Raw genomic sequence first — 17146 nt, forward strand, 5'->3', positions numbered from 1 at the left:
TAATTATGCGAAAGCTTTTACCTTTACTACTCGTTCTCACCGTTTTGGGATTGGGATGTGATTCCTCTGTAAGTTCAAAAAAAGAGTTTGAGGATGGGACCACCCTGAATTTTAATAGTGATTGGCAGTTTGCCCGGGGTATCGACACAACGGTAGAGGCTGATTATTTTGAGAAGAAGAGTGAGGTTGATTGGGAGCATATTTCTCTCCCGCATACAGCCCATATTGAACCACTTGTAATTGAGGATCAGCAGTGGCAGGGCACGGCCTTTTATTGCAAGTTTTTTGAGGTTGCATCCGAAAACAGCGACAAGCGTGTTGCCGTTAAATTTGGCGCAGCTATGCATGAGGCCGACGTTTATCTAAATGGCGAAAAATTGACCAAACACAAAGGCGGCTACTTGCCGTTTGTAGTGGATATCACTGACGAGGTGCAGTTTGATCAGGAAAACGTGCTGTTGGTGAAACTCAATAACGAGGATAATCCTACGATTCCGCCGGGAAAACCCATAGAAAATCTTGACTTCAATTATTTTAGTGGGCTCTATCGCAACGCATATCTGCTTATTGATGACAAACTACATATCTCCGATCCCATCGCAGCCGGACGTGTAGCAGGTGGTGGACTGTTGATTCGGACTTTTGATGTAACCAATGAGTCGGCGACCGTTAGCGTACAGGCCGATATTTTGAATTCGTACGACAGACCACAGCAGGGCTCAGTTAAAACGACACTTCATGATAAACAGGGAAATATTATTGCAGAAGGAGAAATATCCACCGAAGAAATTGCTGAAGAAACGTTTAAAAAGGTTGAACAGCAATTTACTGTTGAGAATCCGAATCTATGGTCGCCCGATAATCCTTACCTCTATACCGTTACGGTAGCACTTGAAAAGGATGGAGAAGTAGTCGATTCCAAGCGGGAGAAAATCGGCATTCGCACCTTCCATTTTAATGAGAATAACCAGTTTGTACTCAATGGTGAAGTTATACATTTACGCGGAACTAACCGCCACCAGTCGTACCCTTATATTGGCTACGCGCTTTCGGATAATGCTCAGTATCGAGATGCATATAAAATAAAAAAAGCTGGATTTAACTTTATTCGCTCTGCTCACTATCCTCCGTCGCCAGCCTTTCTGGATGCAGCCGATGAACTTGGTCTATTGTTTATGAACGCCATTCCCGGCTGGCAGTTTTTTGGAAATCAAGAGTTTCAGCAGCTGGCCTATCGCGATATTCGTCACATGATTCGCCGCGATCGTAACCACCCAAGCATTGTATTTTGGGAAGCCTCGCTCAACGAGTCAGATATGACGGAGTCGTTCATGGATAGTGCACATGCAATCGTCCAAGATGAGCTGCCGTTTGATAATACCTATTCTTCCGGGTGGATGGATTACGCTTACGATGTGTTTATTCCGGCCCGTCAGCATGCCGATCCGCCAGACTATTGGAATGACTATTCTAAGGATAAGCCGTACTTCATCGCCGAATATGGTGATTGGGAATATTATGCACATAACGCCGGGTTTAATCAGGATGAATTTGAAGATCTGACAGAGGATGCCCGAAATTCTCGTCAGTTGCGCGGCGATGGACAAAAGCGGTTGGCACAACAGGCGCTTAATTTTCAGGAGGCCCACAACAGCAACTTGCAGGGTAGTGCTTTCGGCGATGCCAACTGGGTAATGTTTGACTATAATCGCGGCTATGCCAATAACTTAGAAGCTTCCGGTATTCGTGATATTTTCCGCATCCCCAAGTTTAGCTATTACTTCTATCGGAGTCAGGCCGGGCCCAACTTGGATGCCGATGCCAAGTTTGGCAAACCCATGATTCATATCGCAAATTTCTGGTCCGATTCCACTTTTAAAACGATCAAAGTGTATAGCAATACCGAAGAAATAGAGCTGTTTTTAAACGGTGAGTCGTTGGGAGGTAAATTGCCTGACAGTAACCGTGTTTCCTCTCATTTGAGACATCCACCATTCACTTTCGAAATAGATGAATTTAAGCCGGGAACCCTGCGGGCGGTTGGATATATCGATGGAGAAGTTGTTGAGCATAGCCAGACTACACCCGGTGAACCTTCTGCTATTGATTTGAATGTAGACTTAAGCAACAAGTCGCTGCAGGCCGGACAGAAGGATGTGGTTTTTGTGTATGCTTCGGTAGTGGATGAAAACGGGACCGTTGTGCCTGATGCTGAAAATGATATCAGCTTTACTGTAGAAGGAGATGCAGAGTTAATTGGTGATAATCCCATTAGTGCCGAAGCTGGCATAGCGACGATATTGCTTCGAGCAGGGGATACACCCGGAACAGTGACCGTTACCGCAACGAATGAGGATTTAAAAGAAGCAACTAAGCCAATAGAGATAAATTCTCAGAATAATAAATAACAGGAAAGGTATATCGATTGCCTTATTGGATATCTGTTTAAAAATAACAAGGCATTAAAATTATTATGAGTTTAAACACACTGAGTAGAGCAGTTCAGATCTGTTTATTTGTGCTTATTGGAATTCTGATGATACCGGACTTTTCGGAAGCTCAGAGCCGTCAGCGCTATTCCATGGATTTGGATTGGCGTTTTACGCGCGGGAATGTTGAAAATGCAGAAGATCCTGATTTTGATGACAGTGAATGGCGTCAGCTCGATGTACCGCACGACTGGAGTATTGAAGGCAGTTTCAAAGAGGATTATCCCACCGGAGGAAGCGGGGGATATCTCCCGACGGGCATTGGCTGGTATCGCAAGACCTTTACGGTCCCCAAAGATATGCTTGATAAGAAAGCGTGGCTGCAGTTCGATGGGATCTATATGAATAGTGACGTTTGGATTAACGGTCATCATCTGGGACATCGGCCATATGGATATGTAAGTTTTAAATATGATGTCGATAAGTACCTACAGGAGGGTAAAAATGTTATTGCCGTTCGGGTGGATGACTCCAAACAGCCCAGCTCGAGATGGTATTCGGGGACAGGTATTTATCGTCATGTATGGATGACTGTTACCAATCCGTTTCATATTGACCACTGGGGCGTTTATGCGACGACTCCTGTAGCAAACGAAGATCATGCAGTTGTTGATGTACAGACAGATGTGAGTAATGAGATGAGGTCGGATCAAGAGGGCATATTGTCGGCGGTATTAGTTGATGAAAACGGGACTGAAGTAGCCCGAGCGGATAGCAATTTTGTGATTGATTCTGATAGTGAGCAGACTCTGGAGCAAAAGCTCAACGTCCAGAATCCGAAGCTGTGGTCTATTGATTCCCCATCGCTTTACACCTTGCAAACCATTATTAAAAAGGGGGACAAGGAAATAGATCGTACCGAGACTACTATTGGAATTCGCGATATCGAGTATAAAACGGACGAAGGCTTTTTCCTGAATGGGGAGCATGTAAAAATGCACGGCGTAAACCTGCATCACGATGGAGGTCCGGTAGGTGCAGCAGTACCTATTGGTGTTTGGGAGCGTCGCCTTGAAAAACTTAAGGCCATGGGTGTTAACGCTATCAGGACAGCGCATAACCCGATGTCGCCCGAATTTATGGATCTATGCGATCGCATGGGTTTTCTGGTGATGGACGAAGTATTTGATGAATGGAATTATGGTAAGCGAGAGTATACTTATCACAAGTATTTTGAAGAGTGGGGGCAGCGTGACCTGAAAGATTTCATAAAGCGTGATCGCAATCACCCGTCTGTGGTGATGTGGAGTGCGGGTAATGAAATCGGCGAACAGATGCCTGAAGAAGGCGTAGGAACGTTAGAGCAGCTGATGGGCACCATCCATTATATGGATCCTACTCGTCCCGTAACCACCGGTAACGACCATATTGGGGATACTACTGCTCCTACTACAGAGCAATTTTTAGATGCCCTGGATATTGTAGGCTATAACTATGCCGACCGCTGGACCAACCGTCGAGAGTTGGTATATACTGTTGATAAGCTTGATCATCCCGATTGGAAATACATTGGCACTGAAAGCCCCAATATTGTGGCTCAACGAGGGGATTATTCACTCGGTGATTCTACCGTTGTGCAACCGAATTATAACTCGAATATGATTCGCGTTGCCGAGCTTTGGAAGTTTGTCCACAACCACGACTATGTAATTGGAGACTTTATGTGGACGGGCATCGATTACCTGGGTGAAGCAGGATGGCCGAACAAGCATGCCTCATTTGGCTCGCTGGATTTAGTAGGTTTTCCCAAAGATTCCTATTACTTCTATAAAAGTCAGTGGACGGAGGAGCCCATGTTGCATCTGTTTCCACACTGGAACTGGGAAGGGTATGAAGGCGATGTGATACCTGTGCTGGCTTATACAAATGTAGATGCCGTAGAGCTATATGTAAACGACAAATACTATGGCGAAAAGAGGATTTCATTTCCCCGAAAAGGAACCACCTGTGGATGGAGTTGCTATGATGAAGATCCGGTCGATGCAACTACCGCCGATCTGCACGCTGCGTGGGATGTGGTGTATAAGCCCGGTACCATAAAAGCGGTAGGTAAAAAAGATGGTGAAGTGGTCGTGACGAAAGAAATTGAAACGACCGGGAAAGCTGCGGCCATTCGTCTCAGCACTGATAAGGATGAGCTGTCGGCCGATGGACGTGATGTGGCTCATATCAAAGTAGAAGTGGTTGATGAAGATGGAAATGTTGTTCCCCGCGCAAATAACAGGATTGATTTTGAGATCGAAGGGGAGGGAAACATTATTGGAATTGGTAATGGCGATCCCCAGGATCATACATCTCACCAAGCCGATTACAGAAAAGCTTTTAATGGGATGGCTTTGGCAATCATTCAATCAACCCGAACAGCAGGAATAATTACAGTGACAGCGAAAGTGGAGGGAATGGAGAATCAATCGGTGGAGATTAATACCCACGAAGTAGAAGATACGTTCAATTACTGGCAGTGATAAGAAACCCCGTGTATTTAAATATTTTCAATTAATCGAAGGGTCGAATTCTTATGGATTCAGATACTATAGGTATCAAACAGCACAAAAAGAAAACCTTACCGGTTATAGAGCTCGAAAATGAAGAGCTGAGGATTGCTATTATACCGGATTTAGGCGGAAAGATGATCAAACTTGAGAGTAAAAAGACAGGCACTCAGTTTTTAAAAGAACCCTCTATAGATTACCATCTCTTTTCCCAGCCTGATTATGGAGAGGAATTTTTACCTCCTTATGCTGCCGGATTTGATGAATGCTTTCCGAATGTTTCTCCTTCAAAATATGAGTTTAACGGAGAGGTACTTGAACTTCCTGATCATGGGGAGCTCTGGACAAAACCATGGAAGTGTCAAGAGCACAAGAATGCTATTTCACTGTGGACACACGGGGAACAGTTAAATTATCGGTTTGCAAAACATATCGAACTGGATGGCCGAACTATCCAGATTACGTATGAATTAGAAAGTTTTGAAGAAGTGCCATTCGAGTATATTTGGTCTGCCCACCCTTTGTTAGATATAGCAAAAGATGACCAGTTATTGCTGCCGGATGAGGTATCCGAAGTAGTATTGAATTGGGCTTCAGCCCCCAATATCGGGGATTTAGGAGATCGGTTAACATGGCCAAAAATACTTGGGAATATTTCAAATATTGATTTTAATTACGTACAGAATAAATCATTAGAATTTGCGGTCAAGTTGTTTTCTGATCGTTTAACCAATGGCAAAGCCGGGCTATATAAACAGCAGACTGATGAAACCCTGCTGTTTTCATTTAATACAGATCAGGTTCCTTTTTTAGGACTCTGGCTGTGTTATGGAGGATGGCCGGCAGATGCTAAGCAAACAGAATATACTTTGGCATTAGAACCCTGTAATGCTCGTCCCGATTCCCTTGCTAAAGCGTGCAAGTGGGGTGATCAGCAGCAAATATCTCCGATGAGCATCAAATGCTGGGAAGTGGATATATCTGTTTTGAATGGGCAAAAACATCTTTAGACATTTTAACCTCATAAAATAGCTTTTATGGAATTCACGATAGTTGATACAATTGTTTTCTGCGCCTACGCCTTAATGATTGTTGCACTTGGTTTGTGGGTGTCGAAGGATGAAAAAGGACATCAAAAAACAGCTGAGGATTACTTTTTGGCGGGCAAGTCGCTGCCGTGGTGGGCCATCGGGACATCACTTATTGCCGCCAATATTTCGGCCGAGCAAATTATCGGTATGTCCGGTTCGGGCTTTGCGGTGGGCCTGGCAATTGCCTCTTACGAATGGATGGCCGCGGTTACACTTATTATCGTTGGCAAATATCTATTGCCGATTTTTATCGAAAAGGAAATTTTTACGATTCCGGAATTCGTTGAACAACGGTTTAACACCACGCTGAAGACGATTTTAGCGGTTTTTTGGATTGCCTTGTTTGTCTTTGTGAATCTCACTACGGTGCTTTATCTGGGTGCCTTGGCCCTTGATACCATTATGGGTACGGGCGACGGTAGCTTAATGATGTATGCTCTTATTGGGCTCTCCGCCATTGCTGCGGCTTATTCGCTGTATGGCGGGCTTTCGGCTGTTGCATGGACCGATGTCATTCAGGTTGGGTTGCTGGTTTTGGGGGGCTTTGTCGTTACCTTTGCAGGGCTTTATAACCTGACTCCGGAAGGAGGTCTTTTTAACGGGATAACACATCTTTATGAAGTAGCAGGAAACAAGTTTGATATGATCCTGGATCAATCGAATCCTGAATTTAGTAACCTGCCGGGTATTGCTGTATTAATCGGAGGAATGTGGGTAGCTAACTTATATTACTGGGGATTCAACCAGTATATCATTCAGCGGACGTTGGCTGCCAAGTCATTGAAGGAATCACAAAAGGGAATTATTTTTGCTGGCTTTTTGAAACTGATTATTCCCCTGATCGTGGTTATTCCGGGAATCATTGTGTACGTTTTGTTTACTCAGCCTGAAGGGACGACGCACATTTCCGGGGTCGTGGATGTCTTTACGAAGGCGGATGGGAGTATTCAGTATGATAATGCTTATCCTTGGCTGATGAAGGTATTTCTATCGCCTGGATTTCTTGGATTGGTAGTAGCAGCCCTTGCCGCAGCTATTGTTTCGTCCATGGCGTCGATGCTAAACTCGGTGGCCACGATATTTACGATGGATATCTACATCCCGTATTTCAATAAGGATGCAACGGATAAACAAACCGTGAATATGGGACGAATCTCGGCTTCGGTAGCGCTTATAACTGCTATTATTGTAGCGCCACAGCTGGATAATGTGCCCCAGGTTTTTCAGTACATCCAGGAATATACCGGGATGGTGAGTCCGGGAATACTGGCCGTTTTTTTAATGGGACTATTCTGGAAGAAAACGACGTCCAAAGGCGCGATATACGGCGTGCTTTCTTCCATTGTGATTGCCGTATTTTTGAAAACGCCTGCTGTTCAGCTTCCCTTTTTAGATCAGATGCTGTATACCCTCATTCTTACTATTGTTATTATCATGGGCGTAAGCTTGACGACGAATCCGCACGATGAAGACCCCAAAGCGATTCACACGACGGCCGAAATGTTTAAAACCAGTCCGGCGTTTAATATTGGGGCTTATATAATACTGGTGATTGTTGCCGTGCTATACGCTGTTTTCTGGTAGAATAAATATTAAAATTCTTAATTTTTGATTGATGGAGCAATTAATTCAACAGGTCGAAGAGGAGTTTCAACATCGCTTTGGCGACGGTTATAAGCTGATAAGATCACCGGGACGAGTAAACCTGATTGGCGAACATACCGATTATAACGATGGATTCGTCTTGCCTGCCGCGGTCGATAAAAGTATTGTGTTGGCGATGAATGCCAACAATTCTGACAGTTGTCATTTTTATGCGATGGATAAAGAGGAATCTTTTGAGGCTGAAATTTCCAAAAATATCCAGAAAAGTGATCAGAGGTGGCCGAACTATCTGTTGGGCATAGTTGATCAGCTCCAAAAGCACGGATATGAGGTTGGCGGATTTGATTGTGTATTTGGCGGTAATGTGCCCATTGGGGCAGGCATGTCGTCGTCGGCAGCGCTGGAAGGCGGGGTTCTTTTTGGACTGGCCGAGCTTAACGACTGGGATATCCCCCCAGTAAAAATGGCGCATATTGCCCAGAAAGCAGAAAACGAGTTTGTGGGTGTACAGTGCGGCATCATGGATCAGTTTGCGAGTTTAAATGGCAAGGAAGGATATGCTCTGAAACTTGATTGCCGTAGTCTCGACTATGAGTATTTTCCTTTTAATCGCAATGACATACAAATTGTGCTGTGTGATACGCAGGTGCGTCGTGAGTTGGCTTCATCAGAATACAATGTGCGTCGCGAGCAGTGTGAGCAGGGCGTAGAAATTTTGCAGCAGTGGAATTCCAAAATTGAAAGCCTTCGTGATGTGGAACTATCAATGCTGTTTCAGCATGAGAATGATATGGATCCGACTATTTTTAAGCGGTGTAAATATGTGGTTGAAGAGAATAAACGAGTGATTCAGGCTTGTAGTGATTTACACCAGGGTGCAATGGATTCATTTGGTCAGCGTATGTATCAGTCACATGCCGGACTTCGTCATGAATATGAAGTCAGCTGCGAAGAGCTTGATGTATTGGTTAATATTGCCCGTAATCTGAAGGGCATATTTGGCGCCCGCATGATGGGTGGTGGATTTGGCGGCTGCACCATTAATTTAGTTCAGGAGGATTATGTTGATTCTTTTACGAATCAGATCAAAGAAAAATATCAGCAGCAGATGGATAAAGAGATAAAAGTGTATCGAACGAACGTATCTTCCGGCACGCATTTAATATCCGGGCAGGAGGTAGCTTCGTCTTAATTTTTAATAGCGTTAATATCTAAAATAAGTCTATGTCAATTGATCTTGATAACCATTCGCATCGTCGTTGGAATCCATTAACCGGAGAATGGGTGCAAGTATCGCCGCACCGAGCCAAACGTCCGTGGCAGGGACAAGAGGAGGAGACTCCGGGTGATGAGAAACCTAAATATGATCCCGAATGTTATTTGTGTCCCGGAAACGATCGTGCGGGTGATGCCAGTAATCCTGAGTATGAATCGACGTTTGTATTTACGAATGATTTTAGTGCTTTGAAGCCTGATGTACCATCTGAAGTGACCAATACTGACGACCTGTTGGTTGCAAAGGGGGAGAAGGGTATTTGTCGTGTTATTTGCTTTTCGCCACGTCACGATTTGACGCTGCCCGAGATGGGGTTATCTCAAATTAGAGATGTGGTTGATCTTTGGGTTGACGAATATACGGAGTTGGGCAGTCGCGACTACATTAATTATGTGCAGATTTTTGAGAATAAGGGTGAAATTATGGGATGCAGTAATCCGCATCCGCACGGACAAATCTGGGCACAAGATACTATTCCCGATGAACCGGCTAAAGAACTAAGTCAACAAGCAGAATACTACAACAAACATGGGAATACGTTGCTTTCGGATTACTTAGAACTGGAATTGGAGCGCGATGAGCGGGTGGTCATTTCTAACGAGCATTTTGTTGTTGTGGTCCCATATTGGGCTTTTTGGCCGTTTGAGACGTTATTGATAAGCCGTACGCCGCTTGGCCGTTTTACTGATATGACCGAAGCCGAGAAAGACGGTTTGGCTGATATCGTGAAACAGATTACTGTAAAATACGATAATATTTTTGAAGTCTCCTTTCCATATTCGGCCGGGTTCCATCCCGCGCCAACGGATGGAGAAGAACACCCGGAATGGCATTTCCATATGCATTTCTATCCGCCGCTACTGCGTTCTGCTACGGTTAAAAAGTTTCGGGTGGGGTATGAGATGCTTGGAACGCCTCAGCGTGATATCACGCCCGAAGCCAGCGCAGGTCTGATTAAGGAGCTATCTGATGTACACTACAAAAAGCGGTAAATAACTGGTCAATAATTTTATTATTTACTTAGCAGCTCCTCCGGTTGCCAGGGCATACTTCTATTACTATAGGTATTAGCGATTTCAATGACATCGTCCTGTGTAATATCAGCATGATCGCCTTCACTTTTTTCTCTGAGGTAATTTACAATAGCTGCTATTTCAGCTACACTCAATCGCGCTTTAAAAGCGGGCATATTTCCCTCGTATGTTTTGCCATTAACTTCTATGGAACCCTGCAACCCGTCTCTGATAATTCGTACAGGAATAGATTTATCACCGGTTACCCATTTTGAATTAACAAGGGGTGGGAAAACATTGCCAACACCTTGTGCGTTTTGGCCATGACAAGAGGCACAGTTTGTGGCATATAAATTGGCTCCATTTAATAAGCTGGGATCGCCTTCTTCGTTTTTTGGCTGGTTATTTTCGTCATCTGATTCAGGAACCATCCCGGATATTTCTTTAAAACGTTCTGCCAACTGTTTGTGCTTTTCGGCCAAGTTGTTGTGTCCCATATCTTGATGCATGCGACCCATCTGTTGATGCATGTCCCGCATCTGATTGTACCATTCACCGGTCATTTTATTTTGTGCCTGTATGCGCATGTTACTTCGCATCATTCCTCTTTCATCACCTTGATGCATGGACTGCTGCTTGTGATTGGTCATCATGTGACGATGGTTTTTATCCATCTGATCGTGCATTTGCTGCATTTGTGAATATAGAGTTTTCATCTCATTTGGCATGGAAGTAGAATCCTGTTCATATGTTTCAAGCACCATTTTATAGGATTTCTGCAGTGAGTCAAACGTAGATTGTATCTGTCGTTGGTGCGATTGACTCATGTGGGATGAATCGCCCATATGGCAACTAACAAAAGTGAATGATGCTAATAAGGAAAGTAGGAGAATATTTTTCATAGCAACTTTGTTAAAAGAAACGAAGTTTTAATGGATTAGATGTTATATGATCATCGGGTAGCTAAAAAAATCATATTTCATTGACCTTATTAAATTCAAAGAAAATAGGAGAGTGCCAAATATTGAGGATAAAATTATTGAATAAACGAAGTTGTCATCAAAGGTAAAAGATGTGTATATTTAGCGCTCTTGAATTAATGTAATGCCCATTAATTTTTGGGTGCTTAGCTCAGTTGGTTTAGAGCGCTACCCCGACACGGTAGAGGTCACTGGTTCGAATCCAGTAGCACCCACATACAGCTAAAGCCTGTTGCCCAATAGGGTATGACAGGCTTTTTCATTTTGACGGATAAACGGTAATAGAAGGAAATGGCTCAACGCAGAGAAGCACGAGAAGCAGTTTTACAGGCCCTTTATGCCAATGAGATTGGCAAAGGAAAATGGGAGGATATTATTAAGTCGATAATAAAGCCGAGGCTATCGAATGATACTGATATTTTTAAATTTGCCGAGCGACTGTTTCTTAAAATTGTAAATAATCAAGATGAGATAGACGAAATTATACAGGAGCACCTAAATAACTGGCGATTGGGTCGGCTCAATGCAATCGATCGATTGCTGTTGCGTATAGCAATTGCTGAATTTTTGCATTACGAGCAAATTCCCACCAAGGTATCGATCAACGAGGCTATTGAGATAGCCAAGAAATATTCGACCAAGAAGTCAGGTAACTTTATCAATGGTATTTTAGATTCTGCGCTTGAACAGCTCAATAAGGATGGCCGTATTAATAAAAAGGGACGTGGCCTTATTGAATCCTCCTTTAAATCATAAGGATATATTATATTGAGCAAGCAGAAATATATAGCGATTGGTGATATTCACGGTTGTTTCCATTCTATGAAAGCACTTCTGGAAAAGCTGGAGCCTTACTACGATCGTCAGTTCGTTTTTGTTGGAGATTATATTGATCGCGGGCCCGGGTCAAAACAAGTCGTAGATTATCTCTTGGATTTTAAGAAAAGGGTCGACTGTGTTTTTTTGCGGGGCAATCATGAGCAGATGCTGTTGGATGCTTTTCAACAAAATAAAAAAGATATGTGGTTTATGAATGGAGGCAGGGCAACCATTGAATCTTATGAGCCGGAGGGGGACGATATGAAACTGCCTGACAGTCATAGAGAATTTTATGAGAATACACGTCTGTATTACGAGACAGAAAACTACTTTTTTGTTCATGCCGGACTTTCGCCCGCAAAGACGATTGCCGATAGTATAGAAGATGAAAATGTAGTGCGAGAGTTTTTGTGGGAACGATCTCATCTGAATGCTTTTGAAACCCCATGGGAGAAAACGGTGGTTTTTGGACACACGCCGCGTCCTAAACCTATCCAAAAAGAGAATATGATCGGGATAGATACCGGCTGTGTTTTTGATAGGATGGGATACGGCAAATTAACGGCTGTGAAGTTACCCGAAGAAGAATTTATACAACAGACTGCTATTGATTAAGCAGCTACGAACTAATTTATTAATACTTTTAATTTACTGTAATACATGAGTTTACGATGTGGAATTGTAGGACTTCCTAATGTAGGCAAGTCCACTTTGTTTAATGCGTTAAGTGATGCCGGTGCCGATGCGGCAAATTTTCCTTTTTGTACGATTGATCCCAATATTGGTGTGGTGCCCGTACCTGATGAACGACTTGATACGCTGTATGATATCGTGGGATCCGAAGAAAAGATACCCACCAGCGTAGAATTTGTTGATATTGCCGGATTGGTGAAGGGGGCATCAGAAGGCAAGGGCAAGGGAAATGCTTTTCTATCTCATATAAGAGAAGTTGATCTCATTGTGCATGTTGTCCGTTGTTTTGATGATGAAAACGTGGTACATGTCGAAGGGGATGTAAATCCTAAGCGCGATATTCATATTATCGAGGATGAGCTCATCTTGAAAGATTTGGAAACCGTAGAGAAGCGTTATGAAAAGCTAAAAAAAGAAGCCAAGAGCGGAGAAAAAGAAACCCTGCAAAAGCTGGGAGTTGTGGAACGGCTGAAGGAGCATCTTGAACTGGGGAATGCCGCTCGTGCATTTGATGCCGATGAAGAAGAGCGTAAGGCTTACCAAGAGTTGTTTCTGCTTTCTGACAAACCGGTACTTTACGCTTGTAACGTCTCTGAAGAGGACCTTGATGATGGTAACGAATGGGTGGATGAGGTTAAAGAAATTGCTTCTCGTTTTGATGATGAAGTCGTGACCTTCTGTGCTAAAATTGAGGAAGAAATTGCTGAACTCGATGAAGAGGAGCGCCAAATGTTTTTGGAAGAACTCGGTGTAGAAAGCGCAGGATTGGAGCGCTTGATTCGTGCAGCTTATAAAGAGCTCGGACTGATTACCTATTTTACTACCGGTCCAAAAGAAACGCGAGCCTGGACCGTACGGAAAGGAGCCAAAGCGCCTGAAGCTGCAGGGGTTATCCATAGTGATTTTGAGCGTGGATTTATTCGTGCCGAAACTGTAAGCTACGAAAAGTACAAGGAGCTGGGATCGGAAAAGGCCGTTAAAAATGCCGGGGAAATGCGTCAGGAGGGAAAAGATTATATCGTTCAGGATGGAGATGTAATGCTATTTCGCTTTAATGTGTAAATAATGTCGCAATCATTTACGCTCTTTTACAGGGCAGCATTTGCTTTCTGATAGTGTCTTTGGTTTAATACTGTTCTATCAACATTTGAACGAAAGACATAAAAATGGTTTTGCGATTTTTTCAGAAGCTGCTACTCTATGTGACAATAATCATCTTTGTCGTTGGATGTGCTGACAAGCCTAAGCCTTATGTCAATAATATAGATGATGCGCGTGAGCTGTTGGCCCAGCAGCGAAATCAAGCGTTGGATCAAGTAGAACAGGAGATTACTGCCGACAACATCCAAAAACTAATTACACTTGGTCTTTGGGATGAAGCCGACTCATATTTATCGAAAATAGAGCAACCGGAAATTCCGTTGCAACTTGCGGAAGCACGTCTGCTGATCAAAAAGCACCAATATGTTGAAGCCGAGCAGATTGTATCACCCGTTCTTCAAGATCAACCGGATAACCGGGAGGCAATATTGTTGCAGGCAGAACTTGATATTCAGGGCTGGCGGTTGGATCAGGCAAAACAAAAAGCTGCAAACTTGTTGAATTCGGATGCTGACGATCCCAAAGCCGGATTAATTCGTGGAAAGATAGCGTTGCTAAATCGCAATTATGATCAAGGGTTAGAGTGGGCGCGAAAAATGCAACAGTGGGATCCCAATTTTGCAGGGGGATACTGGCTTGAGTCGGAGGCGCATTTCTGGTTGCAAAATCCCGAAAAGGCGGAAGATCCGCTGCAGAAAGCGTTGTCTATAGCCCCTTTTGATGCCGATGCCCGCTTCAGCTATGGATATGCAATATGGCGCAGGGTGGATGCTACGCAGCTCGATGATATGGCTGCACAATGGAATTTGGCTTTAGAGGTGAATCCGCTCCATTATCTCACGAACTGGCACTTTGGCAATGGACATACCAACCTGACATATGCGGATTATGCCCATCCTACCGACAGTACCGTCCAGAATTTATTAGATAGAGGTGAGGAGTTCATCGAGCAAGGCCAGATAAAAGAAGCTATTGAAGTAACCCGTTCAGTGGGAAAAGAATATCCTGAATCGGTACTGCCGGCGATGACCCGCGGATCTATTTATTATATGGCTTATGAAATGGATCGTGATACACGTCTGGATTCCGCCCAAGTAATTTTTGAAAGAGTTTTAGAAGAAAAACAAAATTACGGTCCTGCTCACAACGGTCTGGCGGCTGTAATCAAACAGCGTCAATTCCAGCAGCTGGACGAGTATGAAGCATTGGAGGATTCCATAGCTCAAACCCCCATACCTGCTAAAGGATCTGTTTTTTATGAGGTCTTTCCGGATGCACAATATTATCCCGGTGACCGAGTGATAAAAATGATTGCCCGGCAAATAGGCCCCAGTAAAGCATACCTTTCAATGATCGACAAGTTTGGATCTGATTTTGCCATTCCCCCATTACATATCGATTTGGCCGAAGCAATGGATAATAACTACTTTCGCTATGGAACAACTTTTGATAATCGTCAGTGGATGGATATTCGTGGTGTTGGGAGCGGGGCTACCGGTATTGAGTATCTTGAACGAGGGGCTCATCTGGAACGAAATGTGCTGGCGCATGAGTATGCACATTTGTATCACGGACGCATTCTTACAGATCACGAAGATCGACGCATACGTGCTTTATATCATGATGCAATGAAAAATGATCATACACTTGATTATTATGCGGCAAATAATGAGAGCGAATATTTTGCGCAGGGATATGCGGGATTTTTGTCAGAGAAGAAGGTACATCCGCTGAATCATAAGTCAATGAATACCCGTAAATATATCCGAGAAAAAGATCCCAACTTGTATGCATTTTTAGATTCGCTGGTGACCAAGCAGCAAGAGTATTTGGCGGGTAACGAGGAGGTCTTCGATGATAACTGGGCGCAAACTCACTTGGCACTGTCAACCCGGACGTCAGATGTTGCCATGGTAAAGGCTCATCTTGACACGGCCCTTTCTTATAGTTCGGATTATATCCCGGCTATTTTGGAATACGCTGAGGTTGAGGCCCGCGAAGGGGATTTTGAACGAGCTGATCAACGAGTGGCTAAAGCCATGGAACTGGATTCGAATTATGCACCGATATATGTGACGCAGGCTGATATTTTGCATTATAAAAGTTTAAATGAAGAATTAGCCTTTGATGAGTCAGTTGATCAGCAGGTTTCATTATTTAATAGGGCCGAAAAGTTGGAAAATGATTTAGCAGAACGAGCCCAACTAAATCGTATCCAGCGGGATCGTTATCGTCAGTATGGACTGATTGGTAAGTCACTGGAGGCTGCAAATGAATACGCAGAGAATGGTCCCATGATTTCTACCTATTTACGAGATCGGGTAGAAGAAGCCGAAGCTGATTATTATGCAATGCGAAGCAGTATTGGATATTCTGCTGAGGCTGTTGATTTTTTTGAGTCAATGGTGGCTCAAAACCCCCAAAATTTTGAGTATCGCTTGATGTATAGTGACGCATTAATTGCTTCCAAAGAGCTGGATAAAGCGGAATCAGTGTTAATAGAGGGGCAACGCATTCTGGAATCTGCCGATAACGATCGGGCTGATTATGCGTTAAGAAGAGGACAAGTTTACCTACAAAAGGGTGAAAAAGAGCAGGCGAGAGAGTTATTGGACAACATTGAAACGAATAGGCTTTACGTTGGAGATAAATTGCTGCAAGCAAGACTTTTAATAGAATTGGATAGGATAGAAGCTGCCGAGGAAATTATAAATTCTATCGAGGTAACTTTGCCTGTAGAACAAGCTTCGCTTCACTTTACCAAAGGGATAATGGCAGTCCAAAATGGCAACAAGCAAAATGCCGAAGAGGAATTGAGAAAAACATTGACAAAAAATCCATATCACCTGCAAGCAAGAGTTAGATTGATATCTATGTTAAATAGGCAGGATAGAGAGGCAGAGAAATCAGAATTAGTTGATGATGCTGAGCAGCTTACCGTTCCATTAGGCCCTGATTTTACAGAAGCAATCCGAAGTACTTAGTTGTTTTCAGTATTAAGAGTATCTGCCGACAATGGTTCAGGTTTCTTGATTTCAAAAGTAGCGGTATCGGCAGGCACATCCGAAGGTTCTATTCTATCGTGAACAACCCAAGCATCGGGATAACGGTTTTTAATCAGCCGGGAAAACTTATTGGCTTGTTCTCTGATTTGAAAATCTCCTACATGTACTTTGAATTGTGGTTGTCGGAACGATACATATGCATCTGCTTTATAACCGGCAATGGTGGAGTCGGACCACATTCGGAAGGAATTGGCAACAGAGTCTGCCTGTTCAACGTTGCGAGTATTGAGAATCTGTACTCGGTATCCAGCATATGGATTTCGATTGATCTGCTCTTCGATGGAATCAGCTTTTAGATAAATATCGGGAATATCCTGTTTTTGGGTAAGATATACATCGCTTAAGCTACTTCGGGTTTCATCAAGCACTGCTATAAATTCAGATAATGGCTCGTCACGGTCAGTAGAGGTAGGATCTTCCTTATCGGGAGTGGTTTGTTCCGTTGTTTTACAACCGATAATTCCTATCACCAATAGACCAACAACTGTAAAAGAAATGTAACGAAAAGAATTATTCATAGGA

12 protein-coding genes and 1 tRNA gene are annotated in these 17146 nt (G+C 43.5%); 11 read left to right on the plus strand and 2 right to left on the minus strand.

Going from position 1 to position 17146, the window contains the following annotated elements; all coding sequences use genetic code 11:
- The first annotated feature begins 5 nt into the window (after nt 1-5).
- The 6 genes from ACQ4LT_RS05110 to ACQ4LT_RS05135 all read left to right on the plus strand — a co-directional run bounded on the left by ACQ4LT_RS05110 (nt 6) and on the right by ACQ4LT_RS05135 (nt 9945).
- Nucleotides 6-2408 carry a glycoside hydrolase family 2 protein gene (locus ACQ4LT_RS05110; RefSeq protein WP_445664942.1) on the plus strand — a complete coding sequence of 801 codons (2403 nt, stop codon included), beginning with the start codon at nt 6-8 and terminating at the stop codon, nt 2406-2408.
- A gap of 65 nt (nt 2409-2473) precedes the next feature.
- Nucleotides 2474-4954, plus strand: coding sequence for a sugar-binding domain-containing protein (locus ACQ4LT_RS05115; RefSeq protein WP_445664943.1), 2481 nt, complete (start codon nt 2474-2476; stop codon nt 4952-4954).
- A gap of 53 nt (nt 4955-5007) precedes the next feature.
- Nucleotides 5008-5991 (plus strand): DUF5107 domain-containing protein, encoded by a 984-nt coding sequence (locus ACQ4LT_RS05120; RefSeq protein ID WP_445664944.1) that lies wholly within the window; start codon nt 5008-5010, stop codon nt 5989-5991.
- A gap of 27 nt (nt 5992-6018) precedes the next feature.
- Nucleotides 6019-7656, plus strand: coding sequence for a sodium/sugar symporter (locus tag ACQ4LT_RS05125; RefSeq protein WP_445664945.1), 1638 nt, complete (start codon nt 6019-6021; stop codon nt 7654-7656).
- A gap of 31 nt (nt 7657-7687) precedes the next feature.
- Entirely contained in the window at nt 7688-8869 is a 1182-nt protein-coding gene (gene galK / locus ACQ4LT_RS05130) for a galactokinase (protein WP_445664946.1), read from the plus strand.
- 32 nt (nt 8870-8901) lie between these two features.
- On the plus strand, nt 8902-9945 hold the full coding sequence (locus ACQ4LT_RS05135; protein ID WP_445664947.1) for a UDP-glucose--hexose-1-phosphate uridylyltransferase: 1044 nt from the start codon (nt 8902-8904) through the stop codon (nt 9943-9945).
- 20 nt (nt 9946-9965) lie between these two features.
- Here the strand turns inward: ACQ4LT_RS05135 and ACQ4LT_RS05140 are convergent, their stop codons facing one another.
- Nucleotides 9966-10868 (minus strand): c-type cytochrome, encoded by a 903-nt coding sequence (locus ACQ4LT_RS05140; RefSeq protein ID WP_445664948.1) that lies wholly within the window; start codon nt 10866-10868, stop codon nt 9966-9968.
- A gap of 218 nt (nt 10869-11086) precedes the next feature.
- On the opposite strand from ACQ4LT_RS05140, the gene ACQ4LT_RS05145 reads away from it, so the two are divergent.
- From ACQ4LT_RS05145 to ACQ4LT_RS05165, 5 genes are all read left to right on the plus strand, one after another.
- A tRNA-Val gene (locus ACQ4LT_RS05145) sits at nt 11087-11161 on the plus strand.
- Between the two features lie 76 nt (nt 11162-11237).
- The gene (gene nusB, locus ACQ4LT_RS05150; RefSeq protein ID WP_445664949.1) at nt 11238-11702 is read left to right on the plus strand and encodes a transcription antitermination factor NusB; all 465 of its coding nucleotides are present in this window, start codon (nt 11238-11240) and stop codon (nt 11700-11702) included.
- A gap of 12 nt (nt 11703-11714) precedes the next feature.
- A complete protein-coding gene (locus ACQ4LT_RS05155) occupies nt 11715-12380 on the plus strand; it encodes a metallophosphoesterase family protein (protein ID WP_445664950.1) in 666 nt (221 codons plus the stop codon).
- Between the two features lie 45 nt (nt 12381-12425).
- Complete coding sequence (gene ychF, locus ACQ4LT_RS05160; protein ID WP_445664951.1) at nt 12426-13520, plus strand: redox-regulated ATPase YchF; 1095 nt, start codon at nt 12426-12428, stop codon at nt 13518-13520.
- A gap of 104 nt (nt 13521-13624) precedes the next feature.
- Complete coding sequence (locus ACQ4LT_RS05165) at nt 13625-16543, plus strand: tetratricopeptide repeat protein (RefSeq protein WP_445664952.1); 2919 nt, start codon at nt 13625-13627, stop codon at nt 16541-16543.
- On the opposite strand, the gene ACQ4LT_RS05170 is transcribed toward ACQ4LT_RS05165, so the two are convergent.
- Nucleotides 16540-17142 (minus strand): SPOR domain-containing protein, encoded by a 603-nt coding sequence (locus ACQ4LT_RS05170; RefSeq protein ID WP_445664953.1) that lies wholly within the window; start codon nt 17140-17142, stop codon nt 16540-16542. The two genes, ACQ4LT_RS05165 and ACQ4LT_RS05170, sit on opposite strands and share 4 nt — an antisense overlap.
- Nucleotides 17143-17146 lie beyond the last annotated feature (4 nt).

Source organism: Fodinibius sp. AD559 (assembly GCF_052712805.1).